This window comes from Streptomyces sp. CA189 (assembly GCF_056428985.1).
In genome coordinates this window covers 1-26,373 of record NZ_JBWJVM010000105.1, presented here as the reverse complement: position 1 = coordinate 26,373, position 26,373 = coordinate 1, and the positions used below count along the sequence as shown (strand labels likewise).

The 26,373-nt window shown below is 71.9% G+C and carries 24 protein-coding genes; 12 read left to right on the top strand and 12 right to left on the bottom strand.

Features of this window, described 5'->3' with window-relative positions; translation table 11 throughout:
• Positions 1-591 precede the first annotated feature (591 nt).
• The 7 genes from iscB (at position 592) to AC061S_RS40540 (ending at position 4,205) form a co-directional block, all read left to right on the top strand.
• Positions 592-1,488, top strand: a complete 897-nt coding sequence (gene iscB / locus AC061S_RS40570; protein WP_478690885.1) for an RNA-guided endonuclease IscB — start codon at positions 592-594, stop codon at positions 1,486-1,488.
• A 30-nt stretch (positions 1,489-1,518) separates the two neighbouring features.
• Positions 1,519-1,704, top strand: a complete 186-nt coding sequence (locus AC061S_RS40565) for a DUF397 domain-containing protein (RefSeq protein WP_327254297.1) — start codon at positions 1,519-1,521, stop codon at positions 1,702-1,704.
• 101 nt (positions 1,705-1,805) lie between these two features.
• Positions 1,806-2,384, top strand: a complete 579-nt coding sequence (locus tag AC061S_RS40560; RefSeq protein ID WP_478690886.1) for a hypothetical protein — start codon at positions 1,806-1,808, stop codon at positions 2,382-2,384.
• Between the two features lie 13 nt (positions 2,385-2,397).
• Positions 2,398-2,580 (top strand): hypothetical protein, encoded by a 183-nt coding sequence (locus tag AC061S_RS40555; RefSeq protein WP_478690884.1) that lies wholly within the window; start codon positions 2,398-2,400, stop codon positions 2,578-2,580.
• A 112-nt stretch (positions 2,581-2,692) separates the two neighbouring features.
• Positions 2,693-3,157, top strand: coding sequence for a BlaI/MecI/CopY family transcriptional regulator (locus AC061S_RS40550; protein WP_478690883.1), 465 nt, complete (start codon positions 2,693-2,695; stop codon positions 3,155-3,157).
• A 9-nt stretch (positions 3,158-3,166) separates the two neighbouring features.
• Entirely contained in the window at positions 3,167-3,697 is a 531-nt protein-coding gene (locus tag AC061S_RS40545; protein ID WP_243339779.1) for an amino-acid N-acetyltransferase, read from the top strand.
• 169 nt (positions 3,698-3,866) lie between these two features.
• Positions 3,867-4,205 (top strand): histone-like nucleoid-structuring protein Lsr2, encoded by a 339-nt coding sequence (locus tag AC061S_RS40540; protein ID WP_478690882.1) that lies wholly within the window; start codon positions 3,867-3,869, stop codon positions 4,203-4,205.
• On the opposite strand, the gene AC061S_RS40535 is transcribed toward AC061S_RS40540, so the two are convergent.
• On the bottom strand, positions 4,187-4,855 hold the full coding sequence (locus AC061S_RS40535; RefSeq protein WP_478690881.1) for an SCO3374 family protein: 669 nt from the start codon (positions 4,853-4,855) through the stop codon (positions 4,187-4,189). The two genes, AC061S_RS40540 and AC061S_RS40535, sit on opposite strands and share 19 nt — an antisense overlap.
• A gap of 475 nt (positions 4,856-5,330) precedes the next feature.
• Between AC061S_RS40535 and AC061S_RS40530 the strand changes: the two genes are divergently transcribed.
• Positions 5,331-7,856: an ATP-dependent Clp protease ATP-binding subunit gene (locus AC061S_RS40530; RefSeq protein ID WP_478690880.1), complete on the top strand. Its 2,526-nt coding sequence runs from the start codon at positions 5,331-5,333 to the stop codon at positions 7,854-7,856.
• Positions 7,857-7,941: 85 nt separating this feature from the next.
• On the opposite strand, the gene AC061S_RS40525 is transcribed toward AC061S_RS40530, so the two are convergent.
• Positions 7,942-10,950 carry an NACHT domain-containing protein gene (locus AC061S_RS40525; RefSeq protein WP_478690879.1) on the bottom strand — a complete coding sequence of 1,003 codons (3,009 nt, stop codon included), beginning with the start codon at positions 10,948-10,950 and terminating at the stop codon, positions 7,942-7,944.
• Between the two features lie 370 nt (positions 10,951-11,320).
• Here AC061S_RS40525 and AC061S_RS40520 point away from each other — a divergent pair, with 370 nt between their 5' ends.
• Positions 11,321-11,941 carry a M23 family metallopeptidase gene (locus AC061S_RS40520; protein WP_478690878.1) on the top strand — a complete coding sequence of 207 codons (621 nt, stop codon included), beginning with the start codon at positions 11,321-11,323 and terminating at the stop codon, positions 11,939-11,941.
• A 68-nt stretch (positions 11,942-12,009) separates the two neighbouring features.
• Here the strand turns inward: AC061S_RS40520 and AC061S_RS40515 are convergent, their stop codons facing one another.
• The 7 genes from AC061S_RS40515 to AC061S_RS40485 form a co-directional block, all read right to left on the bottom strand.
• On the bottom strand, positions 12,010-13,272 hold the full coding sequence (locus tag AC061S_RS40515; protein ID WP_478690877.1) for a LamG-like jellyroll fold domain-containing protein: 1,263 nt from the start codon (positions 13,270-13,272) through the stop codon (positions 12,010-12,012).
• Positions 13,273-13,391: 119 nt separating this feature from the next.
• Entirely contained in the window at positions 13,392-14,705 is a 1,314-nt protein-coding gene (gene cseC / locus AC061S_RS40510; protein WP_478690876.1) for a two-component system sensor histidine kinase CseC, read from the bottom strand.
• Positions 14,706-14,754: 49 nt separating this feature from the next.
• Positions 14,755-15,459 carry a two-component system response regulator CseB gene (gene cseB, locus AC061S_RS40505; protein WP_383954643.1) on the bottom strand — a complete coding sequence of 235 codons (705 nt, stop codon included), beginning with the start codon at positions 15,457-15,459 and terminating at the stop codon, positions 14,755-14,757.
• 32 nt (positions 15,460-15,491) lie between these two features.
• Positions 15,492-16,148: a hypothetical protein gene (locus AC061S_RS40500; protein WP_478690875.1), complete on the bottom strand. Its 657-nt coding sequence runs from the start codon at positions 16,146-16,148 to the stop codon at positions 15,492-15,494.
• A 38-nt stretch (positions 16,149-16,186) separates the two neighbouring features.
• On the bottom strand, positions 16,187-16,747 hold the full coding sequence (locus AC061S_RS40495; protein ID WP_069920779.1) for a SigE family RNA polymerase sigma factor: 561 nt from the start codon (positions 16,745-16,747) through the stop codon (positions 16,187-16,189).
• A 180-nt stretch (positions 16,748-16,927) separates the two neighbouring features.
• Entirely contained in the window at positions 16,928-17,857 is a 930-nt protein-coding gene (locus AC061S_RS40490; protein ID WP_478690874.1) for an HhH-GPD family protein, read from the bottom strand.
• A 64-nt stretch (positions 17,858-17,921) separates the two neighbouring features.
• Positions 17,922-18,530: a phosphatase PAP2 family protein gene (locus AC061S_RS40485; RefSeq protein WP_478690873.1), complete on the bottom strand. Its 609-nt coding sequence runs from the start codon at positions 18,528-18,530 to the stop codon at positions 17,922-17,924.
• A 159-nt stretch (positions 18,531-18,689) separates the two neighbouring features.
• Between AC061S_RS40485 and AC061S_RS40480 the strand changes: the two genes are divergently transcribed.
• The gene (locus tag AC061S_RS40480; protein WP_478690872.1) at positions 18,690-19,517 is read left to right on the top strand and encodes a hypothetical protein; all 828 of its coding nucleotides are present in this window, start codon (positions 18,690-18,692) and stop codon (positions 19,515-19,517) included.
• Between the two features lie 155 nt (positions 19,518-19,672).
• Here AC061S_RS40480 and disA read toward each other — a convergent pair whose 3' ends face one another.
• On the bottom strand, positions 19,673-20,797 hold the full coding sequence (gene disA, locus AC061S_RS40475) for a DNA integrity scanning diadenylate cyclase DisA (RefSeq protein ID WP_478690871.1): 1,125 nt from the start codon (positions 20,795-20,797) through the stop codon (positions 19,673-19,675).
• 184 nt (positions 20,798-20,981) lie between these two features.
• Positions 20,982-22,397 (bottom strand): DNA repair protein RadA, encoded by a 1,416-nt coding sequence (gene radA / locus AC061S_RS40470; protein ID WP_478690870.1) that lies wholly within the window; start codon positions 22,395-22,397, stop codon positions 20,982-20,984.
• 195 nt (positions 22,398-22,592) lie between these two features.
• Here radA and AC061S_RS40465 point away from each other — a divergent pair, with 195 nt between their 5' ends.
• Positions 22,593-24,413 carry a BACON domain-containing protein gene (locus AC061S_RS40465; protein WP_478690869.1) on the top strand — a complete coding sequence of 607 codons (1,821 nt, stop codon included), beginning with the start codon at positions 22,593-22,595 and terminating at the stop codon, positions 24,411-24,413.
• A 15-nt stretch (positions 24,414-24,428) separates the two neighbouring features.
• Here the strand turns inward: AC061S_RS40465 and AC061S_RS40460 are convergent, their stop codons facing one another.
• Positions 24,429-25,256, bottom strand: coding sequence for a DUF3109 family protein (locus AC061S_RS40460; protein WP_478690868.1), 828 nt, complete (start codon positions 25,254-25,256; stop codon positions 24,429-24,431).
• A 63-nt stretch (positions 25,257-25,319) separates the two neighbouring features.
• Between AC061S_RS40460 and AC061S_RS40455 the strand changes: the two genes are divergently transcribed.
• Positions 25,320-26,267 (top strand): Ppx/GppA family phosphatase, encoded by a 948-nt coding sequence (locus AC061S_RS40455; RefSeq protein WP_478690867.1) that lies wholly within the window; start codon positions 25,320-25,322, stop codon positions 26,265-26,267.
• The last annotated feature ends 106 nt before the right edge of the window (positions 26,268-26,373 follow it).

Genomic DNA, 26,373 nt, shown 5'->3' with positions numbered 1-26,373 from the left:
GGCCCCCGCCCCCGAGGGCCTTCGCGTCAGCCTGCCCGGCCCCGGCAGCTCAGGTTCTCCCTACCGCACGCTGATGCCCGGCGCGGGTAATTCCCCGGAAACGGCCGGAGCGGGGCCACTCCGGAGATATGTTCGCCCCGAGAAATATCTGGAGCTCGTCCACGGCGCCCCAGGCGCCCGTGACCGGAGGAGACGTCGTAACAGGATCCCCTTCCTGGAGGGAGGGGGCCTCAGCCGCACAGACTGAGGCCATAGTTACCGGCACCAGCCAACGCGTATGCGGAGGTGAACGAAGTTGGCTACGTACCGCGTAGGACAGAAGACCGACCGAGCTGTGCTTCCTCAGCAGCTTGCTCTCGAATTCGAGTCGGCAGACACCCCCCGGATCGGGGACGAAACGGGACTCGAAGGCCGTAAGGCACCCGGCGCGGTACATGTGCGAGGGGAGCTGCCCGACGCTTCACCCCCGACCATCTGGTTGGGGAGAAGGCCCGTGAGGGCCACGCTGTCGTGTTCGTCCTGGACAGGCACGGCTCACCGCTCCAACCAACCGGCCCTGCCAGGGCCCGCAAGTTCCTCAAACAGGGCAGCATGATCCGGGACAAGCTCACCGCTCGTGCCGCCTACCGGCGTGGCAGGCGTACCCGCAACATGCGCTACCGCGCGCCGCGCTTCTCCAATCGCACCCGTCCCAAGGGGTGGCTCGCCCCGTCGCTGCGCCACCGTGTGGACACCACGATGTCGTGGACCACACGGCTCGCACGCTGGGCACCCGTCCGCTCGGTGCACGTGGAGCGGGTCGCGTTCGACACCCACGCCATAGCCAACGACGGACCGCTGGAAGGAGCCGAGTACCAGCAGGGCACCCTGCACGGCACGGAAGTCCGCGAATACCTCCTCGCCAAGCGGGAGAGGGCCTGCGCTTACTGCGGCGCCACCGGAGTACCGCTCAACATCGACCACATACAGCCCCGCTCAGGCGGCGGCAGCGACCGTGTTTCCAACCTGTGCACCGCCTGCATTCCCTGCAACGAGAAGAAGTCCAGCCAGTCGGTCGAAGACTTCCTCAGGGAGTCCCCGCGCCTGTTGGCTCGGATCCTCGCCCAGGCCAAAGCCCCGCTCCGCGATGCGGCAGCCGTCAACGCCACCCGCTGGGCACTGTGGCGCGCTCTTGGCGCTGCCTTTCCCACCGTGCACACCGCATCGGGTGGCCGCACGAAATGGAACCGTCAGCGGACCGGTACCCCTAAGACCCACACCCTCGACGCCCTGTGCGTAGGCGAACTCGACACCATCACCCGTACGCCGGCCCGTGTCCTCGCGGTCGCCGCTACCGGGCGCGGCACCTACACGCGTACCCGCGCCGACAAGTACGGCTTCCCCCGCCTGCGTCTGCCCAGGCAGAAGCGTTCTTCGGCCACCAGAAACCGTAGAGACCTCCGGCGTCCCATGCCTACGATCCAAGGATTCGTCTCCTCTCCTGGGTGAGCCAGGGAGCATCCACGAAAGAAGAATGCGATGACCGCTCGGCCCGCCTGGCAGAAGTCCTCGTTCTGCGGCGAGGGGGACAACTGCGTGTACGTCAGCGCCGCCCCCGGCACCCTGGTCCGCGTGGCGGACCGCGCCGACCCGGCCCACCTGGTCCTCGCCACCACCCAGGCCGCCTGGGCCGATTTCCTGCGCGTGGTCAAGCAGTCGGACTAGCCCCCTCCCGACACGCGCCCTGCACGTGTCCACTCAAGGGATTTTGTCCGATTAGCGCGTATCTTCGGCCCATGCCCACGCCCTACGGATCCCGCGGCGGCATGGCGTTCGGTGCCGATGAGCTTCACGTGCTCAGGCGCTCGCTCGCTCACGCCCTTCAGTCCTCGACGGCCCCACTGACGGCCGTCGAGGTCCAGGACTGCCTGCGCCTCGCGGCGTCGGTGGACGACGCGGTCCAGGAGGCGGGGAGGCTCAGAGCGTTCCTCCTGGCCGACCTGGCGCGGTACAGAGCCGCCCTGCCCGGCAGCCTCTCCGGCTACCTGGAGCTGCTGCAGGACGCCCTGGCGGCCGGCTACGAACCGGTGCCGGACGACCTCGCGGCCCTCCGGGCACTGCGCGCCAACCCGGTCGCCGCCGCGCTGCTGGAGCGGTCCCAGACCATCGCGGAGCGCTCCGTACGCCGCAGGCTGTCCACGGCGCCCGCGCCGCGCACCCGGCTGCTGACCCTGGCGGGCGGCACCGACGCGGGCGGCACGGACAAGGGGAACGACCCCGCGCGCCCGAAGCCCGAACCGCGCCCCGACGAACGCCCCGGACGCCCCATCCCCACTCCGGGCGAGGTCTTCCCGCCGCGCCGCAAGCCCGCCCCGCCCCCGGAGGCAGGGCGCGCGGTGGGGTAGCTAGGCTGGGGGCATGGACTACGTTTCCGCGCTCGTGCCCCCCTTCGTGATGGCCGTGTTCTTCATCGCGCTCGTCGTGACGATCGTGAAGAGCCAGGGCGGTTCCAACAAGGCCAAGGAGGACGCGGCCGTCGACGCCGTGCTCGCCCGCGCCGAGGCCGCCCAGCAGTCCCAGCAGTCCCAGCACCAAAAGTAGGCCCCCTCGACCGGGGACGGGCGTACGGCTTCCGAGCCGTACGCCCGATTTTGTTGCGCCTTGCCGCCCGGATAGCCGCGCAATTCACCACAACCCGCACTATCGTGCTGCTGTGCCTCGCCCCTTGGGAGAACTCGAAGACGCAGTCATGACGCGGGTGTGGCAGTGGAACCGCCCGGTCACCGTTCGCGAAGTCCTGGAAGACCTCCAGCAGGAACGGTCCATCGCGTACACCACGGTCATGACCGTTATGGACAATCTTCATCAGAAGGGCTGGGTCCGCCGCGAAGCGGAAGGCCGCGCCTATCGATATACGGCGGTCTCCACCCGGGCCGCATACTCGGCCGCACTGATGAACGAAGCCTGGTCGACGAGCGACAACCCCGCGGCCGCCCTCGTGGCCTTCTTCGGCATGATGTCGGCGGAACAGCGCGAGGCACTCAGGGACGCCGTACGCATCGTGCAGCCGGCGGAACCCGAGGGATCCGCGGAGTCCCCGGAGCCCGCGGACTCCCCGGCGGCGCCGCCCGATGCCGAAGGCGACTCCGCGGCGCCGGGCACCGAGCCGGGGCGATAACGTCCGGGCATGGGTGAGTTTTCCGCTGCACATGCAAAAACAGTGACGATCCGCCGAGCGCGCACCGGTGATGTTCCCGCGCTGCGCCGCCTGCTCGACCAGTACGTGCAGCAGCGGATCCTGCTGGACAAAGCGCCGGTCGTCCTTTATGAGGACATCCAGGAGTTCTGGGTCGCCGAACGCGACTCCGACGGCCAGGTCGTCGGCTGCGGTGCGCTCCACGTGATGTGGGAAGACCTGGCCGAAGTCCGCACTCTTGCCGTCGACCGCGACTTGAAGGGCGTGGGAGTCGGCCACTTGGTGCTCGACAAGTTGCTGGAGACCGCCCGGAGGCTCGGTGTGAGCCGGGTTTTCTGCCTGACCTTCGAAGTGGACTTCTTCGCGAAGCACGGCTTCACCGAGATCGGGGAGACCCCGGTCGAGACCGATGTGTACATGGAGCTGCTGCGTTCCTATGACGAGGGTGTCGCCGAGTTCCTCGGTCTCGAACGAGTGAAGCCGAACACCTTGGGCAACAGCCGGATGCTTCTGCACCTCTGATCGATCAAGGGCGGGGATTTCACAGGAAGCCCCCAGCTCCGTGGCCTATGTCCGAATCGCGCATGTTTCCCGACCCGTTGCGGACCCGAACCCGTGACGGGGGGTTTGTGTTTTCCAGGCAAAAGCGGTTTCCTTTCCGCGTACTGCTTTTCGATGAAAGGAAATCCCGGTGGCACAGAAGGTTCAGGTCCTTCTTGTCGACGACCTCGACGGCGGCGAGGCGGACGAGACGGTGACGTTCGCTCTGGATGGCAAGACCTACGAGATCGACCTCACCACCGCCAACGCTGAAAAGCTCCGCGGCCTCCTCGACCCGTTCACCAAGGGCGGTCGCCGCATCGGTGGCCGTGCCGCGGCGGGTCGCACCAAGGGCGGCCGCGCCGCCGCCACGTCCGGCAACCCGGACACGGCCGAGATCCGCGCCTGGGCCAAGGCCCAGGGCATGAGCGTCAACGATCGCGGCCGCGTTCCGCAGGAGATCCGCGAGGCTTACGAGAACCGCGGCTGACCTCCGGTCGGATCCACGGTGCCGATGCGACGCGCAGCGGCCGTACGCCGTCGCAGTCGGGACCGGTGGCATTCCGTCGCCGCGGCCGCGACCAGGCGTACGAGACCGGGCCCGGCGGCGTCCCCGCCACGACCGGGCCCGGAGCCCTGCCCCGCAACGGGCAGGGCGGGCAGCAGTGCCTCACACCCCTGCTCGGGGGGCCGCAGCCACACGGCGGCCCCCCGAGGGTTTTCCCCGGGCCCCACCAGGTGTCCCGGAGGCGTCGGAGCGGTGATCCGGCCACCCGCACCCAGGGCGGCGAGATCCAGGGCCACCCCGCCCCACTCCAGCCAGTCGAGCAGCCCCTCCAGCTCGTCGGCGCTCCCCGGGGCCACCAGGAACCGCATCCTGCGTCCCATGAGCGCCACCGGACCCGTGGCGCCGCGGCAGGGGCCGCGCAGCACCGCGGCACCGGCATCGGCCGGCAGCTCCAGGACGTCGAACCGCACCCCGGTCACCAGCTGCGCGGGCGGTCCGCCGGCCACGGGCCAGCCGAGCACGCGCTGGTACCAGTGCGCGGGCGGTTCGGACGCACCGGCCGCCTCGGTCGCGGGTGCCCCGATCGGGGCGCGGGGGAGCGGGACGGTGGCGGGCGGCGCGGTGAGGGCCATGTCCGGAGCAACTGCGGAAACGCTCCGGGGTTACGGACAAGGTGACGCAGGGCACTCGCGCCATTGCGGAACGTAAACGTCCGAGTCGCCGGAGTCTCACATTCAGGACGGAAGCGTGTTCGCCCGTAGCGGAGGGATCTGTCGTCCACCGACGTGAACCGTCCGCCCTTACGGGTAAGACATTCCTAGTGGATCGGGGCGACACGCTGATTTACAGGGTCCGAGACCGGCTTCCGTTCGCCATCGGCGTACACGTGTGACGGGTATCTGCCTGGCCTGCGGGAACATCGTCTCGCACCATCGGGTTGGAGCAGTTGTCGGCACTTACAGCCAGGTTTTCCCACGGACGTGAGGGTGAGCCGCGGACGGATGTCGGCAGTTGGAATGAGCTGTCCCGCCCCGCGGGACTAGCATGCGGAAGGACAGGGCGGGGACCGACCCCGAACTGCCCGACCGCTCTGAGGAGCGATAAACGATGTTCGAGAGGTTCACCGACCGCGCGCGGCGGGTTGTCGTCCTGGCTCAGGAAGAAGCCCGGATGCTCAACCACAACTACATCGGCACCGAGCACATCCTCCTGGGCTTGATCCACGAGGGTGAGGGTGTCGCCGCTAAGGCCTTGGAGAGCCTCGGGATTTCGCTCGAGGCTGTTCGCCAGCAGGTTGAGGAGATCATCGGACAGGGGCAGCAGGCCCCTTCCGGCCACATTCCCTTCACCCCGCGGGCGAAGAAGGTCCTGGAGCTTTCGCTCCGAGAGGCCCTCCAGCTCGGCCACAACTACATCGGCACCGAGCACATCCTGCTCGGCCTCATTCGCGAGGGCGAGGGCGTCGCCGCCCAGGTCCTGGTGAAGCTGGGCGCCGATCTCAACCGAGTCCGGCAGCAGGTCATCCAGCTGCTCTCCGGCTACTCCGGCGGAGGCAAGGAGTCGGCCACGGCCGGCGGCCCGGCCGAGGGCACGCCCTCGACCTCGCTCGTCCTGGACCAGTTCGGCCGCAACCTCACGCAGGCAGCTCGCGAATCCAAGCTCGACCCGGTCATCGGGCGCGAGAAGGAGATCGAGCGGGTCATGCAGGTGCTGTCCCGCCGGACCAAGAACAACCCGGTCCTCATCGGCGAGCCCGGCGTCGGCAAGACCGCCGTCGTCGAGGGCCTGGCCCAGGCGATCGTTAAGGGCGAGGTCCCCGAGACCCTCAAGGACAAGCACCTCTACACGCTTGACCTGGGTGCCCTGGTCGCCGGTTCCCGCTACCGCGGTGACTTCGAAGAGCGCCTCAAGAAGGTGCTCAAGGAGATCCGCACCCGCGGCGACATCATCCTGTTCATCGACGAGCTCCACACCCTCGTGGGTGCGGGCGCCGCCGAGGGCGCGATCGACGCCGCCAGCATCCTGAAGCCCATGCTGGCCCGTGGTGAGCTCCAGACCATCGGTGCCACGACGCTGGACGAGTACCGCAAGCACCTTGAGAAGGACGCCGCTCTCGAGCGCCGCTTCCAGCCGATCCAGGTGGCGGAGCCTTCCCTCCAGCACACCATCGAGATCCTCAAGGGCCTGCGCGACCGCTACGAGGCCCACCACCGCGTCTCCATCACGGACGAGGCCCTCGTGCAGGCGGCCACCCTGGCCGACCGGTACATCTCGGACCGCTTCCTCCCGGACAAGGCGATCGACCTGATCGACGAGGCCGGCTCCCGGATGCGCATCCGCCGGATGACCGCGCCGCCGGACCTCCGCGAGTTCGACGAGAAGATCGCGAACGTGCGTCGCGACAAGGAGTCGGCCATCGACTCCCAGGACTTCGAGAAGGCGGCTTCCCTCCGTGATTCGGAGAAGCAGCTGCTGGCGGCGAAGGCCAAGCGCGAGAAGGAATGGAAGGCCGGCGACATGGACGTCGTCGCCGAGGTCGACGGCGAGCTCATCGCCGAAGTCCTGGCGACCGCGACCGGCATTCCGGTGTTCAAGCTGACCGAGGAGGAGTCCTCGCGCCTCCTGCGCATGGAGGACGAGCTCCACCGTCGCGTCATCGGCCAGAAGGACGCCATCAAGGCGCTCTCCCAGGCGATCCGCCGTACCCGTGCGGGTCTGAAGGACCCGAAGCGCCCCGGTGGCTCGTTCATCTTCGCCGGCCCGTCCGGTGTCGGTAAGACCGAGCTCTCCAAGACGCTCGCCGAATTCCTCTTCGGCGACGAGGACGCGCTGATCTCCCTCGACATGTCGGAGTTCAGCGAGAAGCACACGGTTTCCCGCCTCTTCGGTTCGCCCCCCGGCTACGTGGGCTACGAAGAGGGCGGCCAGCTGACCGAGAAGGTCCGCCGGAAGCCGTTCTCCGTCGTCCTCTTCGACGAGGTCGAGAAGGCCCACCCGGATATCTTCAATTCCCTTCTCCAGATCCTGGAAGACGGTCGCCTGACCGACTCCCAGGGCCGGGTCGTGGACTTCAAGAACACGGTCATCATCATGACGACCAACCTGGGTACGCGGGACATCTCGAAGGGCTTCAACCTCGGCTTCGCGGCCCAGGGAGACACCAAGACCGGATACGACCGGATGAAGGCGAAGGTCAACGAAGAGCTCAAGCAGCACTTCCGGCCCGAGTTCCTGAACCGTGTCGACGACACGGTCGTCTTCCACCAGCTCACCGAGGAAGACATCGTCCAGATCGTCGACCTGATGATCGCCAAGGTGGACGACCGCCTGAAGGACCGCGACATGGGCATCGAGCTCAGCGGGGACGCGAAGGCACTGCTCGCCAAGCGCGGCTACGACCCGATCATGGGTGCCCGCCCGCTGCGCCGCACGATCCAGCGCGAGATCGAGGACATCCTGTCGGAGAAGATCCTCTTCGGCGAGCTGCGCCCCGGTCACATCGTGGTCGTCGGCAAGGAGGGTGAGGGCGACGAAGCCAAGTTCACCTTCCGCGGTGAGGAGAAGACTCCGATCTCGGACCTTCCCCCCATCGAGGCGACGGGCTCCGGCCCGGACCTCACCAAGGGTGCGTAAGCGCTAGCCGCTCACAGCGGTACGAAGGGGCGGCCCCGGGACCGAGAGGTTCCGGGGCCGCCCCTTCGCCGTGGGCCGGGGCCGGTCAGGCTTCGTAGGTCTGCGGCACCGTGCGCAGCTCCGCCTGCGGGAAGCGGTGGGCCACCCGTGCCCTGAGGGCCGGCTCCCACGTCTCGTGGTCGTAGACCCACAGGGCTCTGAGCGAGGGCAGCTCCGCGAACGAGGCGAGGCCGGGCAGCGCCTCGTAGGGCACGGCGAGATCCTCTAGGTGCTCCAGGGCCGAGAGCTCCGCCCAGGCGCTCCGCGCACCGGGGCGCCAGTCGTAGCCGAGCCGCAGTTGCCGCAGGCTCGTGAGCCGTCCCAGGCCGACCAGGTCCGGGTCCGCGTCGGTCACCCCGATCGCCTCGGGGCGGGCTTCGGGGGAGAAGTCGGTGAAGGACCACAGACCGTGCGGGGACCACAGCTTCAGCGTGCGCAGCCGGGGCCAGGTGGCCAGGGCTGGGCCGAGGGGGACGTCCCTGCCGACGTCGAGGGTCACCCCCTCCAGGGGCAGCCCGTGCAGCGCGCTCAGGTCCCGCAGCGCGGGCCAGGTGTCGATGGTGAGCGCCCGCAGCGAGGTGTGGCCGCGCAGGAACTCCGTGTCGGTCCCGCCGTCGAAGTTCCACAACTCCAGGCTCGCCACCGGCTGGCGGGCCAGGAATCGGGTCAGCGCGGCCCGGGACACCTGGTGGCGGACGAACAGGCCGGGCGGGCCGGTGAAGCCCGTCAGCGCCGCGAGCGCGGCGTCCGAAGCGATGACGAGGGTGTCGGGCGGAGGGACCATGCGCGCGAGGATCTCGGTCGCGTAGTGCCCGGTGTCGAACCGCTCCCAGACCTGGGTCAGCGTCAGGCGGATGTGCGCGTCGGGGTGGTCGCAGTAGCCGGCGAGGTATCCGACGGCCGCCTCGGACCCGGTCTCCGCGGCCGCGATCACGGAGAGGCGGGCCTCGCGGCGGGCCTCGCGGCGTGAATCCGAGGCGCGCGGCAGCAGGTCCAGGACCAGCGGGCCGATCCGGCCCAGCGTGCGCGCCGCGGTCTCGTTCCGCGGCGGTATGAGCCTGCGGACGGCCGTCTGGACCTGCTTGCGGACCTCCGGCTCCAGCTCGGCCGCGTACTCCAGGGACGCGAAGGCCAGCAGCACCGACCGGTCGGAGTCGCGGACCAGCAGGTCGCCGATGATCGCCGCTCGGTCGCGGGGGCGGCCCTGGGCGACGGCCATGCGGATGACGTCCTCCCACTGGTCGTCGTCCGCGTGCCGGGTCAGCTCGCCGAGGCCGCCCTCGTCCAGTGCGGCCCGGGCCCCGAGGAAGTCCTGGAAGGTGCGGTGGACGAATTCGAGGGTGTCCTCCGTGGGAGCGCGCAGCAGTCCGGTCCGCTCCAGGAAGTGCCGTAGGACGGCCGGTGCCCCGCCGAGCACCTGCGCGGCCGGTACGGCGGGCAGCGCGCCGCCGATGAGCTCCTCGGCCCGCTTCCGGGAGATCTGGGTGCGGCCGTTGCGGATCAGCCAGTACGCGAGCCGCTGGAGGAGCTGGAGCTGGGGCTCCTCGGCGAGTTCCGGCAGGCGCAGGTCCCGCTCGCGGTCGCGGCGGTGCAGCAGCATCGACAGGGCGGCCGTGTAGAGCTCCTTGCGGCCCGAGGGCAGGAAGCCGTGCCGTTCGCGGTGCAGGGCGCAGATCAGCCCGCACAGCAGCGGGTTGGTGGCCAGCCGGGCCAGCTCCGGTTTGGTGGCCAGGGACTCCAGCAGTTGGTCGCGGAGCTCCCCGCCGGCCTCGGCCGCCCGGTGCCAGCGGGTGACGAAGCCGGCCACGTCGGTCCGGTTCATGGGAGCGAGGGTCAGCTCGGCGAACTTCTCCGAGGCGAGCCAGTCCTGCCGGACCGCCGAAGGGCGGGAGGTGACCAGCCAGCGGTTGCCGGGGTAGGCGGTGAGCAGATCGGTGAGCCAGTCGCGGGCGCGCTCCCGCTCCGCCTCCGGGATCTCGTCGATGCCGTCCACCAGGACCAGCCCCCGCCCGGCGCTCAGTACCCGGCTCTCCCACCCCTCGGGGGCCCGGCCCTTCAGCGCGGTGGCGACCAGGAAGTCCTCGGGGGCGGGCAGCCGCTCCCCGTAGTGGGTCAGGTTCCGCAGGGGCAGCACGAAGGGGACGGGGCCGCCCTCGGGCTCGTCCCGGGCGGTGGAGACGGCCAGCCACTGGATCAGGGTGGTCTTGCCGGAGCCGGCCTCGCCGCGGAGCAGTACCCGGGGCTCGAAGGCCAGTACGTCCTCGGTCCTGACGGGGGCGGGGCTGCGGGCAGGGCTGGGGGCGGGCCCCTGCGCCGGGATCGCGGCACTGCCTTCGCCGTCGGTGCGGCGGGGGCGGGGGGTCGCCTCCAGGCTCACGTAGGCCAGGTCCAGCGGCCAGCGCGCGGAGTCGGGGGGCAGGTCGAGCCCGAAGATCGTCAAGGTGCTGTGCCGCTTGACGAGGTACGCCAGGTACGTGCGCTCGAACTCCGCGTCCCGGCCGTCCTGGCGGGGGATCCGGGCGAGCAGGGCGTCGATCTTGTCGATCGTCACGGCCTGGCGGCGGGCGCTCTCGACCAGTGCCCGCGGGATGTAGGTGGAGCGGGTCGTGAAGAAGTGCAGGACGTGCAGGCAGGTGGTCTCCAGCAGCCGGTCGTGGAAGAGCTCCGCGTCCCGCCCGAGGCCCGTGGGGGGCGAGGCCTTGCGCAGGACGGCGGCGAAGGCGCGCGGCCCCATCTCGACCGCCTCGGCGTCTTCCAGGGCGAGGTCCCCGAGGGAGTGCAGGGTGACGGCCAGCGCCGTGGCGACGCCCACCTCCTCGCCCGGCGGCAGCGCCTGTTCGCCGGGGGCCCGTAAGGCCTCCTCGACCAGCTTGTCGGCGAGCCGGCGCAGGTCGTCCCGGGACAGCACGCGCTGCTCGCGCCGGGAGAGGTACGAGGAGATCCGCACGGGCCGGTCCACCAGGCCCGCGCCCGCTCCCTCCGCCCGGAAGAGTTTCTTCACGAGGGGGGCAACGACCCCCGAGGCCAGCCGGATCCCCACCACGGATGCGTCCACGGGTCGGAGCGTAGCCCGCGCGTGACGTGGATCGCAGGGCTTTGGTCCCGGCGGGAGTCGGCAGAGGTCCCGGACCGGTGACAAGCCGCACAGGGCAAATCGGACCTACTAGGAGCATTCGTAGAGATCCACGTCCGATTTGCCCCACCGTCGACCCAGTGGTGGGGCGGTCAACAGGGCTGACAGCCCCCTCCGCATCTACGAGTCCGGGTAGTAACGCGGAGGTTTGGGGAAGCCGGGGTGCCCGGGTTACCAAGGATGAGCAAGCAAGCCCGGCACCTGCTCAGCGTGCCGGGTCCTTTCTTGCCCGCAGTACCGCAGTACCGCAGTACCGCAGCACCGTCCCCGTCCCCGGCCCGGAGGTCTCTTCATGTCCGCGAAGCGCGTCAGCATCCGTCGTACCCGTATCGCCATCGGCGCCACCGCCCTCGGCGCGGCCCTGGCACTCGGGGCCGGCACGACCGCCGCCTTCGCCGACGAGGTGCCCCAGACCGCCCTGGCCGGTACGGCCGAGCTGGTGTCCGAGCAGGCCGCCGCCCAGGCCGCGGCCGTCGGCGCGAAGCCGGCCGCCACCCTGTGGGAGAAGCCGGTGTCGAAGTACACGCTCTCCGCGACCTTCGGCAAGGGCGGCAGCATGTGGTCGCACAAGCACTCCGGCCAGGACTTCGCCGTCCCGGTCGGCACCCCGGTGGACGCAGTCTCCGCGGGCACCGTCGTCAAGGCCGGCCCGAACGGCGGCGGCGACGGCCCGGCCTACGGCAACGCCGTCGTGATCAAGCACGCGAACAACACGTACTCGCAGTACGCGCACCTCTCGAAGATCCAGGTCAAGATCGGCGAGAAGGTCTCCAAGGGCGAGCAGATCGCCCTCTCCGGCAACACCGGCAATTCGAGCGGCCCGCACCTCCACTTCGAGATCCGGACCACCCCGAACTACGGCTCGGCCGTCAACCCGGTGGCCTTCCTGCGCACCGTCGGCGTCACCATCTGATCGACCGATCTGCCGATCGGTCAATCAGGCGCTCAGCCGGATCGGCCGGATCGGCCGGGTCGGCCGGGTCAGCCGGTGACCCAGCCGTGGGTCGCGGTGCCGCGTGCCGCGGCGTCGAGCTTGCTCTTGCGGTGGGCGGCGGCCTGCTCGTCCGAGAAGGGCGTCGTGTAGGACCGGACGATGTTCATCGAGCCCTTGAAGGCCCCGGCCCACGCGTTCTGGTGGCGGGCCCGGCCGAGCTGCAGGGGGCCGGAGCCCGGCCAGATCCCCGTGATCGCGCTCTCGCCGGCCTTCTTTCCCTCCACGTAGAGGGAGATCTTCTTCTTCTCGGCGTCGTGGACGGCCGTCAGCACCGTGTAGGTCTTGACCGTCTTCAGCCCCTCGGCGGCGACGGTCACCACGGTGGGCGCGGCGCCCTTCTCGCCGGTCCGTACGCGGAACACCCAGGCCTGCTTGCCGTTCACCTCGTCGGCGCCGAGCTCGAACGCGAACGACTCCCCGGTGCCCTGGCTCATGGCGATGTGCGGGCCCTTCGCGTCGGAGTTGATCTTGACGCCGGCCGAGACGGTGAAGCTCTTGTTCGTGTCCACGGCCGGCTCGGTGGACTGGGCGTACGAGTTCGGATTGCCCTTGAGGGCGAGCTCGAAGTGAGTGCCCACCTTGGGCACCGTGGCGTCCGGGCCCATGCGCAGGCTGGTCTTGCCGACGCTGTCCCTGAGCAGGGCGGGGTCGCTCGCAACGGTCGGGGAGTAGCCCTTCGACGGGGCCTTACTGGGACCGGGCGACCCGGACGGGGAGGCTGACGTGGGGGGCACGTTGTCGGCGACGTCCTTGGTGCCGCCACCGTCGGGCCCCCGCAGCAGCACGAACGCTCCGCCCCCGGCGAGCAGCAGCAGTGCGGTCACGGCTCCGCCCACCATCCACAGCCGCTTCTTGCGCCGCTCGGAGGCCGACCGGTCGGCCATCGCCTCCCAGTCGGGCTGCTCGCCGAAGGCTATCGGCGGGAGTTCGCCACCGGGTCCGGGCGGGCCGCTCGGGCCGGTCGGGCCGGGCTCCTCGGGGAACGGCAGCAGCGGGGGGCCGAAGCCGCCGGCCGCGGGCGGGCTCGGCGGGTAGCCGTAGCCGCCGCCCTGCGGGTAGCCGTAGCCGCCGGCGCGCGGGTAGTCGTCGCCGGACGCGGTCTGGTCGGGGTGGGCCTCGTCGTGGCCGGGCTGCCCGGGCGGGAACCCGTAGCCGCCCTGCGCGGGGGGTCCCGGCGGGAACCCGTAGCCGCCGCTCCCCGGGGCGGGCTCGGGCCGGGGGCTGTGCGGGTGATCCGTACCGTCAGTCATGGTTCGGATGCTAAAACATCGGCGTCCGCAATCGAACAGCCGATGGTCGCGATACGACACCGATCCCGGGTGGCTCCACGCCGATGCCCGGTCGGGCCGACACCGTTCCCGCCCGGCCCTCAGCCCTCCCGCCGGACGATCGGGAAGCTCCCCGTCGCCGTCGGCGCGTGCTCCGGCAGCCACAGCACCGCCACCGCCCCCGCCGCCGCGCCGCCCTGGACGAAGCCGCCGGGGGCCGCCACGTTGCGGAACGTCAGCCGGGCGCCCAGTACCCGCGCCTGGCCCTCCGCGATGGTCAGCCCCAGCCCGTGCCCCACCCCGGCCCGGTCCGTGGACCCGGTCCGGAACCGGCTCGGCCCCTCCCGGAGCAGGGCCTCGGGGAAGCCCGGCCCGTGGTCCCGGACCCGTACGACCCGGCCTTCGACATCGACCTGGACCGGCGCCCGCCCGTACCGCGCGGCATTCGCGAGGAGGTTGCCGAGGATGCGCTCCAGGCGGCGCGGATCGGTGCTGACGATCTCGTCCGCGACGATCCGCACGCTCGCCTCCGGCATCAGCGAGCGGACCCGGCGGTGCACGAACTCGCCCAGCGCCACTTCCTGGAGCTCGGCCCGCTCGGACGCGCTGTCCAGCCGGGCCACCTCCAGGACGTCCTCGACCAGCGCCCGCAGCGCCTGCGCGCGGTCCCGTACGAGCTCGGTCGGCCGGCCCGGAGGCAGCAGTTCCGCTGCCGTGAGCAGGCCCGTCACCGGGGTGCGCAGCTCGTGCGCGATGTCGGCGGTCACCCGCCGCTCCGCCTCCAGCCGCTGCTGGAGCGCGTCCGCCATCGCGTCGACCGCCCGCGCGAGGTCGTCGGTCTCGTCGCGTACGACGCCCCCGACCGCGTCCCGCACCCGTACCTCGGGATCCCCGTGCGCCACCCGCTGCGCGGCCGCCGCGGCCTTGCGCAGCCGGCGCGAGATCTGGCCGCCGATCAGCACGCCGAGCGCCGAACCCCCGACCACCACGGCCAGCGAGCCGATGACCAGGGCCCGGTCCAGGTCGCGCACCATGTTGGCGCTCTCCCGGAACTGCGTGTGCAGCGACAGCACCTGCCCGTTGCCGAGCGGTACGGCCGCCCACACCTCGGGGAGCCCGTGCGGGTTGTCCTGGATGTAGGTGCCGCGCCGCCCGGACCGGGCCTTCTCGCGCAGCTCACCGGGCAGGTCCGGGTCGTTGAGCTTGGCGCCCATGGGGGGCTTGCGGCCGGCCTCGGCGTTGCGGGAGATGAACTGCACCCGGTCGAGCTGCACCTCGCGCGCGCTCTCCAGCATCGATACGCGGGCAGCGCTGTGCACCACCAGGCTCAGTGCGATGGCGGTCAGCGCGCCCACGGACGCGATGGCGAGCGTGATCTTCCAGCGGATCCCGGTCCGCAGGGTGAACCGCTTCATTCAGATTTCATTCCCGCGCTCGTCCCCCGTGCTCTTCCTCCTCAAGGCATCAGGCCTTGAGCTTGTATCCGAAACCCCGGACCGTTTCGATCCGGTCCTGGCCGATCTTGGTGCGCAGCCGCTGGACGTGGACGTCGACGACGCGGGTGTCGCCGCCCCAGTCGTAGTCCCAGACCCGCTCCAGCAGCCGGTCGCGCGAGAGCACGGTGCCGGGCGAGGTGGAGAACTCCAGCAGCAGCCGCATCTCGGTGGGGGTCAGGGCCACCGAGACGCCCGCCTTGCGCACCTCCATGCCCTCCGTGTCGACCTCCAGGTCGCCGAAGAGCAGCACCCCGCGCTCGCCGGAGTCGTCCTCCTCGGACCCGCCGCCCTGCGGGCCGCCGGCGTGGCCGAAGCGGCGCAGCACCGCGCGGATGCGGGCGACGAGGACGGAGCCGTCGAAGGGCTTGGTGACGTAGTCGTCGGCACCCGCCTCCAGGCCCAGGACCACGTCGATGGAGTCGGCGCGCGCCGACAGCATGATGACGGGGACGGTGGACTCGTCGCGGATGCGGCGGCACAGGCTCACGCCGTCCATCCCGGGCACCATCACGTCGAGCAGCGCGATGTCGGGCCGGTCCGCCCGGAAGGACTCCAGGCCGGACAGGCCGTCGGGCATGGCCGTGACCACGAACCCGTCACGCTCCAGCGCCAGGGTCGTGGCTTCACGGATGACGTCGTCGTCCTCCACGAACAGCACATGGGTCTCGGCCATCGGGAGCCTCGCCTCGCCTCGGTACTCGTTGCTCAGTTCTTCGGGCTGACGGCCGGGGCGGGAGCGGTCCCGCCGTCGACCACGCTGCTGTAGTCGGTGTGCACCCGGTCCTGCTCGGTGAACCGCTCCCCGTTCCAGCGGTACGTGATCAGGTCCTCGCCCGAGGGATAGGAGAGCGCGTCGCTCTTCCCGTAGACCGGCTTGGTGACGATCAGGTCGCCCCGGTCGATCTCGGCGTAGACGGGCGGCTGCTCGTCCGAGAACACATTCTCGTACGAGCTCCCGTCCGCGCGGTAGACGAACGAACCGCGGCCCAGCGCGTCGGCGCAGGACAGGACGTTGACCACGATGTCGACCTCAGGTCCGCCGGTGACCTTCCCGTAGCTGACGTCCACCGGGTACTCCTTGCCCGAGCAGGGCTTCAGGTCCCGCTTGATCTCGGCGCTGACCTTGGGGTCCGCCTTGACCAGGGCGATCGGGTCGACCTTGACGGCCGGCTTGCCGGAGGCCTGGGGGGTGAGGGGGGTGGCGGTGCCCGCGTCGTGTTCGGAGGGGGCCGAGGAGGGGGCGCCGGTCTTGGCCACCGACTCGGTACGGGCCGGGCCGCCGTCCCGCAGCCCCGTACCCCCCGACGAGCAGCCGACCGCGAACAGCACGGTGCCGACGAGGACGACCGTCCCCGCCGACATCAGTACCACCGAGCTCTTGCCGCTCAGTCTTTGGCCAATCAGGCCGCGCACCGCTCACGCCCCTCGTACCGGATGGTGTGGTCACCGCGCTCCAGCGCCCGCATGTCCAGGTCCCGGCTCTCCAGTTCCTGCCGGAGGCGGGCCAGTGCGCGGTGCAGAGTGCTCTTCACGGTTCCCGCCGACATGCCGAGCGCCGCGGCCGTCTCCTCGGTGCTCATCTGCTCCCAGTGTCGCAGCACCACCACACTGCGCTGCTTGGGCGCGAGCACCTTGAGGATGTCCATGAGCAGGGCGCGGTCGGCGCGCTGGTCCGAACCGTCCTCGACGGAGGCGTCGGGGAGCTGCTCGGTGGGAACCTCTTCGAGCTTGCGGGCCCGCCACCATTCGGTACGGGTGTTGATCATGACGCGGCGCAGGTAGGCGTCGGCGAGGGACTTGTCGGCGATGCCGTCCCAGCGGCCGTAGGTGCGGACGAGTGCGGTCTGCAGGAGGTCCTGCGCGTCGGTCGGGTCCGGGACCAGGCGACGGGCACTGCGCAGCAGCGCGTCCTGCCGGGTGCGTACGTACTCTTCGAATTCGAGTACCTCGCCGTGCGCCATCTCAGACCGCCTCCGTTCCGACCAACCGCTCATCCGCTGCCTTACGGATTCGACGGTACGGAGGCGTTGTCACGGCCCTGTGCGGGTCAGCCTTCGGTGGGCGCACGGACACCCATAGGTTGTGTAACAGCGCGCGTGAGCTGCGGTTTTCTCCGGGCAAGCGGAATCCCCGAGTCAGCCTCAGGGAGTGTCGGGGGTGGTGTCGGCGGCTGCCTTCGCGGGGCCGGCCGGCAGTCGGTACATGAGCCCGGGCAGCGGCTCCACGAGCCCGTCCGAGACCAGCCCGTCGAGCGCGCGGGCCCGCTGTACGGGCTCCTCCCAGACGGTGTCGAGGAGGGACTGCGGCACGGCGCCGACCGCCTCGCGCAGCACCGCGAGGAGCCGGCCGCGCACCTGCCGGTCCGTCCCGGCGTACGTCTGCCCGCGCCGCGGCGGTCCCTCGTGAGCAGGCTTCCCGGCCAGCCGCCACGCGCACAGCCCGGCCACCGGACAGCTCCCGCAGTCCGGGCTCTTGGCCGTGCACACCAGCGCCCCGAGCTCCATGGAGGCCGCCGCCCAGCGGGCCGCGGTGTCCTCGTCCTCGGGCAGCAGCGCCCGGGCCAGGCGGCGCTCGGCGGCGGTCGTGGCGTTCGGCGGGTACTCGACCCCGGTCGCGGTGCGCGCGAAGACCCGGCGCACGTTGGTGTCGAGGACCGCGTGCCGCTGCCCGTACGCGAAGGAGGCCACGGCGGCCGCCGTGTACTCGCCGATCCCGGGCAGGGCGAGCAGCTGCGCGTGCTCGCGCGGTACGTCGCCGCCGTGCCGCTCCGTTATGGCGACGGCCGCGCCGTGCAGGCGCAGCGCCCGGCGCGGGTAACCGAGGCGGCCCCAGGCGCGGACGGCCTCACCCGGGGCGTCGGCGGCGAGGTCGGCGGGCCGGGGCCAGCGGGCGAGCCACTGCTCGTAGACCGGCAGGACCCGGTTGACGGGGGTCTGCTGGAGCATGAACTCGCTGACCATCACCCCCCAGGGGCCGGCCTCGGGGCGGCGCCAGGGCAGGTCGCGGGCGTGTGCTTCGAACCACGCGATGACGGGGGAGTGCAGCGCGGTGGTGGGAATGGTTGCAGTCATGGCAGACGGCATCCTGGCACGTTTCGGGCCCGCGGGTGTGTCGTGTCGATCCCCGGCCGCAGCACTAGCGGGCGGGGTCGGGGCCGGTGATCAGGACGGCCGTGCGGCCGCCGCTCGCCCGCACGGCGGCGACGACCCTGGTCGCCGGGCCGGCGAGCGCGAGGACGGCGAGCGCGGCGAGGCTCGCGCCCAGCAGCAGGCCCATGGCCACGTCGTGCGGGTAGTGGACACCGACGAAGACGCGGGAGAAGGCCATCAGCAGGGCCAGTGGAAGGGTCAGCAGGACGAGTTTCCGGACGGCGAGCGCCAGAGCCACGGCCGCCGCGCCCGCGATCGCGGCGTGATTGCTGGGGAAGGACCAGTCGCCGGTGGCCGGGCAGGTGATCAGCGAGGCCGCCGCCCCGGCGACGGCCCGGCAGGGGCGCTCCTCGTCGACGCTGGACTTCACCAGCTCGGAGGCGACGTACGCCAGGGCGGTGACGAAGGGGGCGAGCACCGCGAGCGCCACCGTGCGGGGGGCGCGGGCACCGCGTGATCGCCACCACACGGCTATGAAGAGGGCGCCGAAGACGAGCAGTCCGTACTCGGTCCAGAACTCGGACGCCGATTGCACCCAGGTGGGGGTCGAGTGGGCGAAATCGGTGACGTCGAGGTAGAGGCCGGAGCTGTCCATGGTGACTGAAGGTACCTAAATCGGAATAACGTCCTCATCAGCCTCCCGGCCGATTTCCGGTGCCCCGGATCACCCCGCAGGATGATCATCGGCAAAACAAGCCGAGTGCGCGGCATGTGGGGCACTGATCGCGCCGCGAACTCTCGTAAGGTTCCGTCCGTGGGATCTCTGCGCAATCCGGTCGGGCCGCTCCCCTCCTCCATCTACTGGCGACGGAGGGCTGTGCTGGCGTCCGTTGCCGCGCTCCTCGCGATGCTCGCCGTATGGACCGTCAGCTCCGGCGCGGGCAAGTCGAGTACCAACGGCAAGGGCCAGGGCGGCTCCGGTCCCGTCACCCAGATCACCCCGGGCCCCTCCGGCTCCGGTCCGGCGATCAGTCAGGCCCCGGGCGGGCGCGGGGAGTCGGGCTCGGGCGGCTCCGGCGCGAACACCGGCACCGGCACGGGCTCCGACCCCGGTGCGAGCCCCGGCACGGGCAAGAACGGCGAACCGGGCTCCGGTCCCGGCGCCGCGGACCAGGGCGGGGCGGGCGGCTCCGCCGGCTCCGGTGCGAACCAGGTCGTCCCGGGGGACTCGCCGGTGCCCACGTGCGCGCCCGGTGCGCTGCAGTGGGAGGTCAAGAGCGTGAAGAACGAGTACGAGGTGAGCGAGAAGCCCCGCCTCGAACTCATCGCGCGCAACGTCTCGGGCACCACCTGCAAGGTCGATCTCGGCCCGAAGCAAGCGGTGCTGACGATCACTCAGGCGAGCAACGCCAAGCCGGTCTGGTCCTCGGCGGACTGCCCGGCGGGCGCGGGCAACGTGTTCTACCGGGTGCCCTCGCAGGGCGAGACCAAGCAAGGCCTGGAGTGGGACCGCCACTTCAGCGACGCGACCCAGTGTCAGGCGCCTCCGGCGGGGGCGGCCGCGCCGGACACGTACGTGGTCGAGGTCAAGTCACCCGGCATGCCGGTGGCCCGAACCTCGTTCGTCCTGAAGCCGGAGTAGCCGGCGCGGCGCCGTTGCCGGGGGCCCTGCCCCCGGGCCCCCGCGCCTCAAACGCCGGCGGGGCTGGATTTTCCTCGGACGGCGTTTGAGGAGCGGGGTCCGGGGCGGCGCCCCGGGAGCGGCGCTCAGCCGCACCCGCGGAGCGGGGCCGCAGCCTAGACGTACCGCTCCAGGATGGAGGACTCCGCAAGGCGGGACAGGCCTTCGCGGACGCTCCGCGCCCGCGCCTCGCCGACGCCGTCGACGGTCTGGAGGTCGTCCACCGAGGCGGCGAGCAGCTTCTGCAGCCCGCCGAAGTGCTCCACGAGCCGCTCGATGATCGCCCCCGGCAGCCGCGGAATCTTCGCCAGCAGCCGGTAGCCGCGCGGGGACACCGCGGAGTCCAGGGTCTCCGGCGAGCCCGTGTACCCCAGGGCCTTCGCCACGATCGCCAGCTCCAGCAGCTCCGGATGCGTCAGCGCGTCCAGCGCCGGCAGCGCCTCCTCCACCGTGCGGGAACGCTTCGCCGTCGGCTCCGGCACGTAGTCCCGGATGACGAGCTCCCGCTCCTGTTCGATCCCGACCGTCAGCTCGTCGAGCTGGAGCGAGAGCAGCCGGCCGTCCGTGCCGAGCTCCACCACGTACTCCGCGATCTCCGTCGCGATGCGCCGCACCATTTCCAGCCGCTGCGCCACCGCCGTGACGTCGCGGACCGTCACCAGGTCCTCGATCTCCAGCGCGGACAGCGTCCCGGCGACCTCGTCCAGGCGGAGCTTGTACCGCTCCAGCGTGGCCAGCGCCTGGTTCGCCCGCGACAGGATCGCCCCGGACTCCTCCAGCACGCGCCGCTCGCCGTCCACGTACAGCGCGATCAGCCGCATCGACTGCGAGACCGACACCACCGGGAAACCGCACTGCTTCGAGACCCGGTCCGCGGTCCGGTGCCGGGTACCCGTCTCTTCCGTGTGGATCGACGCGTCCGGGACCAGCTGGACGCCCGCCCGCAGGATCTTGGTGATGTCCTTGTCCAGGATCAGCGCGCCGTCGAGCTTGCACAGCTCGCGCAGCCGGGTCGCGGTGAACTCCACGTCCAGGACGAAACCGCCCGTGCACATGGCCTCGACCGACTTGTCCATGCCGAGGACGATGAGCCCTCCGGTGTTGCCGCGAACGATCCGTTCGAGCCCGTCACGCAGGGGCTGACCAGGTGCGACCGCGCTCAGCGAGGCGCGCATCATGGCCTCCTGCTTGGAGCTCGCGCCCGACTTCCCGGATGCTGCTGCCCCGTCCTTGGCTGCCACTGCACTCCTCCGGTCGCGGGATGTACCGCCTGCGTACGGCCGGGCGGACCATCCCGAAGTCTACCGGCGCGGCCCCGGCGCCCGCCGTGCCTTAACGCGGCCGGGCCGGTGAGCACCCCGTCCGCACCCGCTGACCTGCGCTTCGGGGCCGCGAGTGGCCCGTAGCCCGCCGTGCTACTCGGCGCTAGTCGGAGGCTTGCCCCTTCTCCGGCGTACGCGACCGCCCGCGCGGCAGGACCCGTAGGGCGTCGCCCATGTCGGCGACCTCGGTCACCTTCATGCCCGCCGGCACCTTCCCCGGGTCCGCCGGCACCAGGGCGTGCGTGAAGCCCAGCCGGTACGCCTCCGCGAGCCGCCGCTGTACGCCCGTCACGCGCCGGACCTCGCCCGCGAGCCCGACCTCCCCGATGGCGACCAGGTTCTTCGGGAGCGGTACGTCGCTGGCGGCCGAGGCCAGGGCCAGTGCGACGGCCAGGTCGGCGGCCGGCTCGGTCAGCTTCACCCCGCCCACGGTGGCGGTGTAGATGTCCCGCTTGCCGAGCGCCGTGATCCGCCCGCGCTGCTCCAGCACCGCCAGCATCATCGAGACGCGCGAGGTCTCCAGCCCGGAGGTGGTCCGGCGCGGCGAGGGGATCTGCGAATCCACCGTCAGCGCCTGCACCTCGGCGACCAGCGGCCGCTTCCCCTCCAGGGTCACCGTCAGGCAGGTGCCGGGGACCGCCTCGGCGCGGCGGGTCAGGAACAGCCCGCTCGGGTCGGCGAGTCCGTTGATGCCCTCGTCGGTGAGCTCGAAGCAGCCGACCTCGTCCGTGGTGCCGTACCGGTTCTTCACCCCGCGTACGAGGCGCAGCCGCGCGTGCCGGTCGCCCTCGAAGCTCAGGACCACGTCGACCAGGTGCTCCAGCAGCCGGGGACCGGCGATCGCCCCGTCCTTGGTGACGTGGCCGACCAGCAGCGTGGACATCCCGCGGTCCTTGGAGGCCCGGATCAGCGCCCCGGCCACCTCCCGGACCTGCGCCATGCCGCCGGGCGCGCCGTCGATCTCGGGGGAGGCGACCGTCTGTACGGAGTCCATGATCAGGAGGGACGGCTTCACCGCGTCGAGGTGCCCGAGGACGGCGGAGAGATCGGTCTCGGCGGCCAGGTACAGGTGCTCGCTGAGGGCGTTGATCCGGTCGGCCCGCAGCCGCACCTGGCTCGCCGACTCCTCGCCCGTCACGTAGAGCGTGCGGTGCTCGTCGGAGGCGGCCTTCGCCGCGACGTCGAGCAGCAGCGTCGACTTGCCGACGCCCGGCTCGCCCGCGAGCAGGACGACCGCGCCGGGGACCAGCCCGCCGCCGAGGACCCGGTCCAGCTCGCTCACGCCGGTGCTGCGCGCGGTCGCGGTCCGGACGTCGACCTGCCCGATCGGCACGGCGGCCGTGGTGACCCGGCCCGCCGCGGTGGTCCGCACGGCGGGGGCGCCGCCGAGCTCCTCGACGGTGCCCCAGGCCTGGCACTCGGGGCACCGGCCGAGCCATTTGGCGGTGGAGTACCCGCACTCGGTGCAACGGTAGGACGGCCGGTCCTTGGCGGATGAACGAGATGTACGGGCAGCCATGCGGCCCACGGTAGCCGCCGCCACCGACAACCCTCCCCGAACGGTCCGGCGGAGTCCCCCGCGGTGGTCCCGCGCGCACGCCGTGGCGTGCACCGTCAGGCGTGCCGTCAGCACGGCGCCGATCTGTTCACCCGTAAGGGCTAAAACTGGTGAAGGCTTCCGGAGCGCCACCGGCGCGCCGCCTACGGTCACCGAGTGACCAGCAGCAACCAGGGACACCCCGCACCGCGCACCGGCGCACACCGGGCGCACGGGCGCACGCCCCCCGAGGGGACCAGGGTGGAGCAGCCGCCACCGTTCCGGTACGAGCCCTACCTGGACGGGCTGTTCACGTACTGCCTCTCGGTCCTGTGCGACCACGACACCGCCACCGACGTGCTCGGAGACGTCCTCGCCGTCGCCGACCGCCATCCCGGCCGCTGCCCCGACGAGGGGGACCGGCGGGCCTGGCTGTACGCCCTCGCGCGCTGGGCCTGCCTGCGCAAGCTGGCGGAGCGACGGCGTACGCGCCACGGATACGGGGGAGCGCATTCCGCCCGGCGTGCACCGGAGCACCACGACGCCGGCCGTGCGCCGGATCCCGCGACGGCGAGCGCCGACGCCAACGCGGCCGCGAACGCCGCGGCGGCCGGCCGCGCAGGCGGCCCCGCCGGCCACAGCGGCCCCGCGGGCCCCGGCGGACTCGACGTGTACGCCTACCGCCGCACCGAGCTCGCCCGCCTCGCCTGGCCGGAGGCCGCCGGAACCACCCCCGAGCAGCGCGAGGCACTCGAACTCGCCGTCCGCCACCGCCTAGGCGTCCCCGAGCTCGCCGCCGTCCTCGGTACGCCCCCGGCGGCCGCCCGCGAACTGCTCTCCGGTGCCGCCTGCGAGGTGGAGCGCACCCGCGCGGCCCTCGCCGTCGTGGAGACGGGCAACTGCCCGAGCGTGTCCCGGCTCACCGGCGGCGACGGGGACGGGGACGGGGACGGCGGGGGAGACGGGAACCTCCTCCTCTCCTCCTCCCTGCGCGCCGAGCTCGTCCGGCACGTCGACGACTGCCCGCGCTGCCGCCGCGTCGCCGAACGCGTGGGCGCCGGCGCGCCTTGGCCCGGCTCGGGCGGCATCAACACGGCCGCCCTCCCGCTGGTCCCGGCCCCGCGCACCGCCGTGCACGCCGCGATGCTCCGCTCCGGCGGCCGTCGGGGCGCCGGGACCGGCCCGCGCTTCGCCCGCACCGGCTTCCCGATGGACCCCAAGGACCGCGCGGCCCGCCGCGAGCGGCTGCGCGCCCGCGCGGTGACCACCACCGTCGTCGCCACCGTCGTCGCGGCCCCGGTCCTGGCGCTGTGGGCGGCCTACCGGGGCGCCCCGAGCACCGGGGAACCCGTGGGCAACGGCTCCACGCGCATCTCCGCGAGCGACGCGGAGCTCCCGCAGGCCCGTACCGACGGCCGCCCGCTGACGGCGTACGAGAACGCGGGCAACGCCGCCGTCGCCACCGACGGCCCCGGCTTCGCCCCGCCCGCAGCCGCCCCCGACGTCTCCGTGGAGGTCATCAGCAGCGGCGCGCCGACCGCCGCCCCCGGCACCCCGGGCCGGCTGACCGCGGCCGCCTCCACCCACGGAGCGACCACCCTGCTCACCCTCACCGCGTCGGGCGGCGCCCCGGTGGACTGGCGGCTGTGGTCCGACGCCCCGTGGCTGCGCGCGAGTACGACCTCGGGCCGGCTGGCGCCAGGAGAATCGGTCACCCTACGGATCACCGTGGACTCCGGAGCCCAGCCCGTAGGGGCCTGGAGCGCCCGGGTCGGGGTGGACCCGGGCGGCGCGGTGATCTCCATCCGGGGCCGGGGCCGCCCGGCACCCACCCCGCCCGACCCAGAGCCCACCCCGACTCCGACCCCGACCCCGACACCCACCCCGACGCCGACGCCGACCCCCACTCCGACGCCCACACCCACCCCGACTCCGACGCCGACCCCGAGCCCCACGGACGCAGAGACCCCGGCGCCGACTCCGACGCCGGCTCCGTAGCCCGCGGCCTGCGGCTTACGGCGCGGGCGTGGGGTCGGCCGGGTGCGGGGCCATCGGCAGCAGCGAGGAGAGCCGCGCCTCGCAGAGCCGTACGAGCTCCTCGTAGGCCTCCTTGCCCATCAGCTCCGTCAGCTCGGCGCGGTACGACTCGTACACCGGCTTGCCGGCGCCGTGCGCGGACGTGGCCGAGGTGCACCACCAGTGCAGGTCGTGGCCGCCCGGACCCCAGCCGCGCCGGTCGTACTCGCCGATCGACACCTGGAGGACCCGGGTGTCGTCGGGCCGGTCGATCCAGTCGTAGGTCCGCCGGATCGGGAGCTGCCAGCACACGTCCGGCTTGGTCTCCAGCGGCTCCTGGCCGCCGCGCACCGCCAGGATGTGCAGGGAGCAGCCGGCCCCCGCCGGGAAGCCGGGCCGGTTCAGGAAGATGCAGGCGCCGTCCCAGCGGCGGGTCTGCTTCTCCCCGTCGTCGTCGTGCTGCGTCCACCCGGTCTCGCTGCCGACGTCGTGGAACTGCCACAGCTCCGGCGTCAGCCGCGCCACGTTCTCGGCGACCCGCTTCTCGTCGTCCTCGTCGGAGAAGTGCGCCCCGAGCGTGCAGCAGCCGTCGTCCGCGCGGCCCGCCTGGATGCCCTGGCAGCCGCTGCCGAAGATGCAGGTCCAGCGGGAAGTGAGCCAGGTCAGGTCGCAGCGGAAGACCTGCTCCTCGTCGGCGGGGTCGGGGAACTCCACCCAGGCCCGCGGAAAGTCGAGCCCCTTCTCGTCCGCCTCGGCGCCCTTGGCGCGCTTGACGGCCTTACCGACCTTGGTCTTGGACTTGTTGGCCTTCTTCGTATTTGGCACAAACCCCAGCCTAAGCGCCCCTTACTCCACCCCTACGCCTTTGGACCAGTAGCGTTTCCCCTCATGAGACTCGGTGTCCTTGATGTGGGTTCGAACACGATCCATCTGCTGGTGGTGGACGCGCACCCCGGTGCGCGCCCGCTGCCCGCGCACTCGCACAAGGTGGAGCTGCGGCTGGCGGAGCTGCTCGACGAATACGGCGCGGTGACGCCGGAGGGCCTGGAGCGGCTGGTCTCCGTCATCGGGGACGCGGTGCAGGCCGCCGAGGACAAGGGGTGCGAGGACGTACTCCCCTTCGCGACGAGCGCGGTACGGGAGGCCACGAACGCGGACGAGGTCCTCGCCCGGGTCAAGGCCGAGACGGGCGTCGACCTCCCCGTCCTCAGCGGCGACGACGAGGCCCGCCTGACGTTCCTGGCGGCGCGGCGCTGGTTCGGCTGGTCGGCGGGCAAGCTCCTGCTGCTGGACATCGGCGGGGGCTCGCTGGAGATCGCGTACGGCATCGACGAGGACCCGGACGCGGCCGTCTCGCTCCCCCTGGGCGCCGGGCGCCTGACGGCGGGCTGGCTCCCCGGCGACCCGCCGGACCAGGCGGACATCCGGGTCCTGCGACGCCACGTACGGGCCCAGATCGCCCGCACGGTCGGCGAGTTCAGCCGCTTCGGCCCGCCGGACCGCGTGGTGGCCACCTCGAAGACCTTCAAGCAGCTGGCCCGGATCGCGGGCGCGGCCCGCTCCGCGGAAGGCCTCTACATCCAGCGGGACCTGACCCGGAAATCCCTGGAGGAGTGGGTCCCGAGACTGGCGGCGATGACCACCGCCCAGCGCTCCGCCCTCCCCGGCGTCTCGGAGGGCCGCTCCAATCAGCTCCTCGCCGGAGCGCTGGTGGCGGAAGGCGCGATGGATCTCCTGGGCGTCGAGTCCCTGGAGATCTGCCCCTGGGCCCTTCGCGAAGGCGTCATCCTCCGCCGCCTGGACCACCTCGGGAGGTCCACCCCTGTCGGGGTGTGAGCCACGGGGCGTTGCCGGGTGCGGCGCCGTTGCCGGGGACCGGTCCCCGGGCCCCTGCGCCTCAATCGCCGGCGGGGCTGGGGTGTGGTCGGTGTCTGTGTGGCTG

Bases quoted from the DNA above. Each gene is read 5' to 3' on its own strand.
- AC061S_RS40520 (WP_478690878.1), top strand. From the start codon at position 11,321: ATGTCCGCGAAGCGCGTCAGCATCCGTCGTACCCGTATCGCCATCGGC.
- AC061S_RS40545 (WP_243339779.1), top strand. From the start codon at position 3,167: ATGGGTGAGTTTTCCGCTGCACATGCAAAAACAGTGACGATCCGCCGA.
- AC061S_RS40560 (WP_478690886.1), top strand. From the start codon at position 1,806: ATGGCGTTCGGTGCCGATGAGCTTCACGTGCTCAGGCGCTCGCTCGCT.
- cseC (WP_478690876.1), bottom strand. From the start codon at position 14,705: ATGAAGCGGTTCACCCTGCGGACCGGGATCCGCTGGAAGATCACGCTC.
- AC061S_RS40490 (WP_478690874.1), bottom strand. From the start codon at position 17,857: ATGACTGCAACCATTCCCACCACCGCGCTGCACTCCCCCGTCATCGCG.
- AC061S_RS40565 (WP_327254297.1), top strand. From the start codon at position 1,519: ATGACCGCTCGGCCCGCCTGGCAGAAGTCCTCGTTCTGCGGCGAGGGG.
- AC061S_RS40485 (WP_478690873.1), bottom strand. From the start codon at position 18,530: ATGGACAGCTCCGGCCTCTACCTCGACGTCACCGATTTCGCCCACTCG.
- AC061S_RS40455 (WP_478690867.1), top strand. From the start codon at position 25,320: ATGAGACTCGGTGTCCTTGATGTGGGTTCGAACACGATCCATCTGCTG.
- radA (WP_478690870.1), bottom strand. From the start codon at position 22,397: ATGGCTGCCCGTACATCTCGTTCATCCGCCAAGGACCGGCCGTCCTAC.
- AC061S_RS40530 (WP_478690880.1), top strand. From the start codon at position 5,331: ATGTTCGAGAGGTTCACCGACCGCGCGCGGCGGGTTGTCGTCCTGGCT.
- AC061S_RS40535 (WP_478690881.1), bottom strand. From the start codon at position 4,855: ATGGCCCTCACCGCGCCGCCCGCCACCGTCCCGCTCCCCCGCGCCCCG.
- AC061S_RS40500 (WP_478690875.1), bottom strand. From the start codon at position 16,148: ATGTCGGCGGGGACGGTCGTCCTCGTCGGCACCGTGCTGTTCGCGGTC.
- AC061S_RS40495 (WP_069920779.1), bottom strand. From the start codon at position 16,747: ATGGCGCACGGCGAGGTACTCGAATTCGAAGAGTACGTACGCACCCGG.
- cseB (WP_383954643.1), bottom strand. From the start codon at position 15,459: ATGGCCGAGACCCATGTGCTGTTCGTGGAGGACGACGACGTCATCCGT.
- AC061S_RS40555 (WP_478690884.1), top strand. From the start codon at position 2,398: ATGGACTACGTTTCCGCGCTCGTGCCCCCCTTCGTGATGGCCGTGTTC.
- iscB (WP_478690885.1), top strand. From the start codon at position 592: ATGATCCGGGACAAGCTCACCGCTCGTGCCGCCTACCGGCGTGGCAGG.
- AC061S_RS40515 (WP_478690877.1), bottom strand. From the start codon at position 13,272: ATGACTGACGGTACGGATCACCCGCACAGCCCCCGGCCCGAGCCCGCC.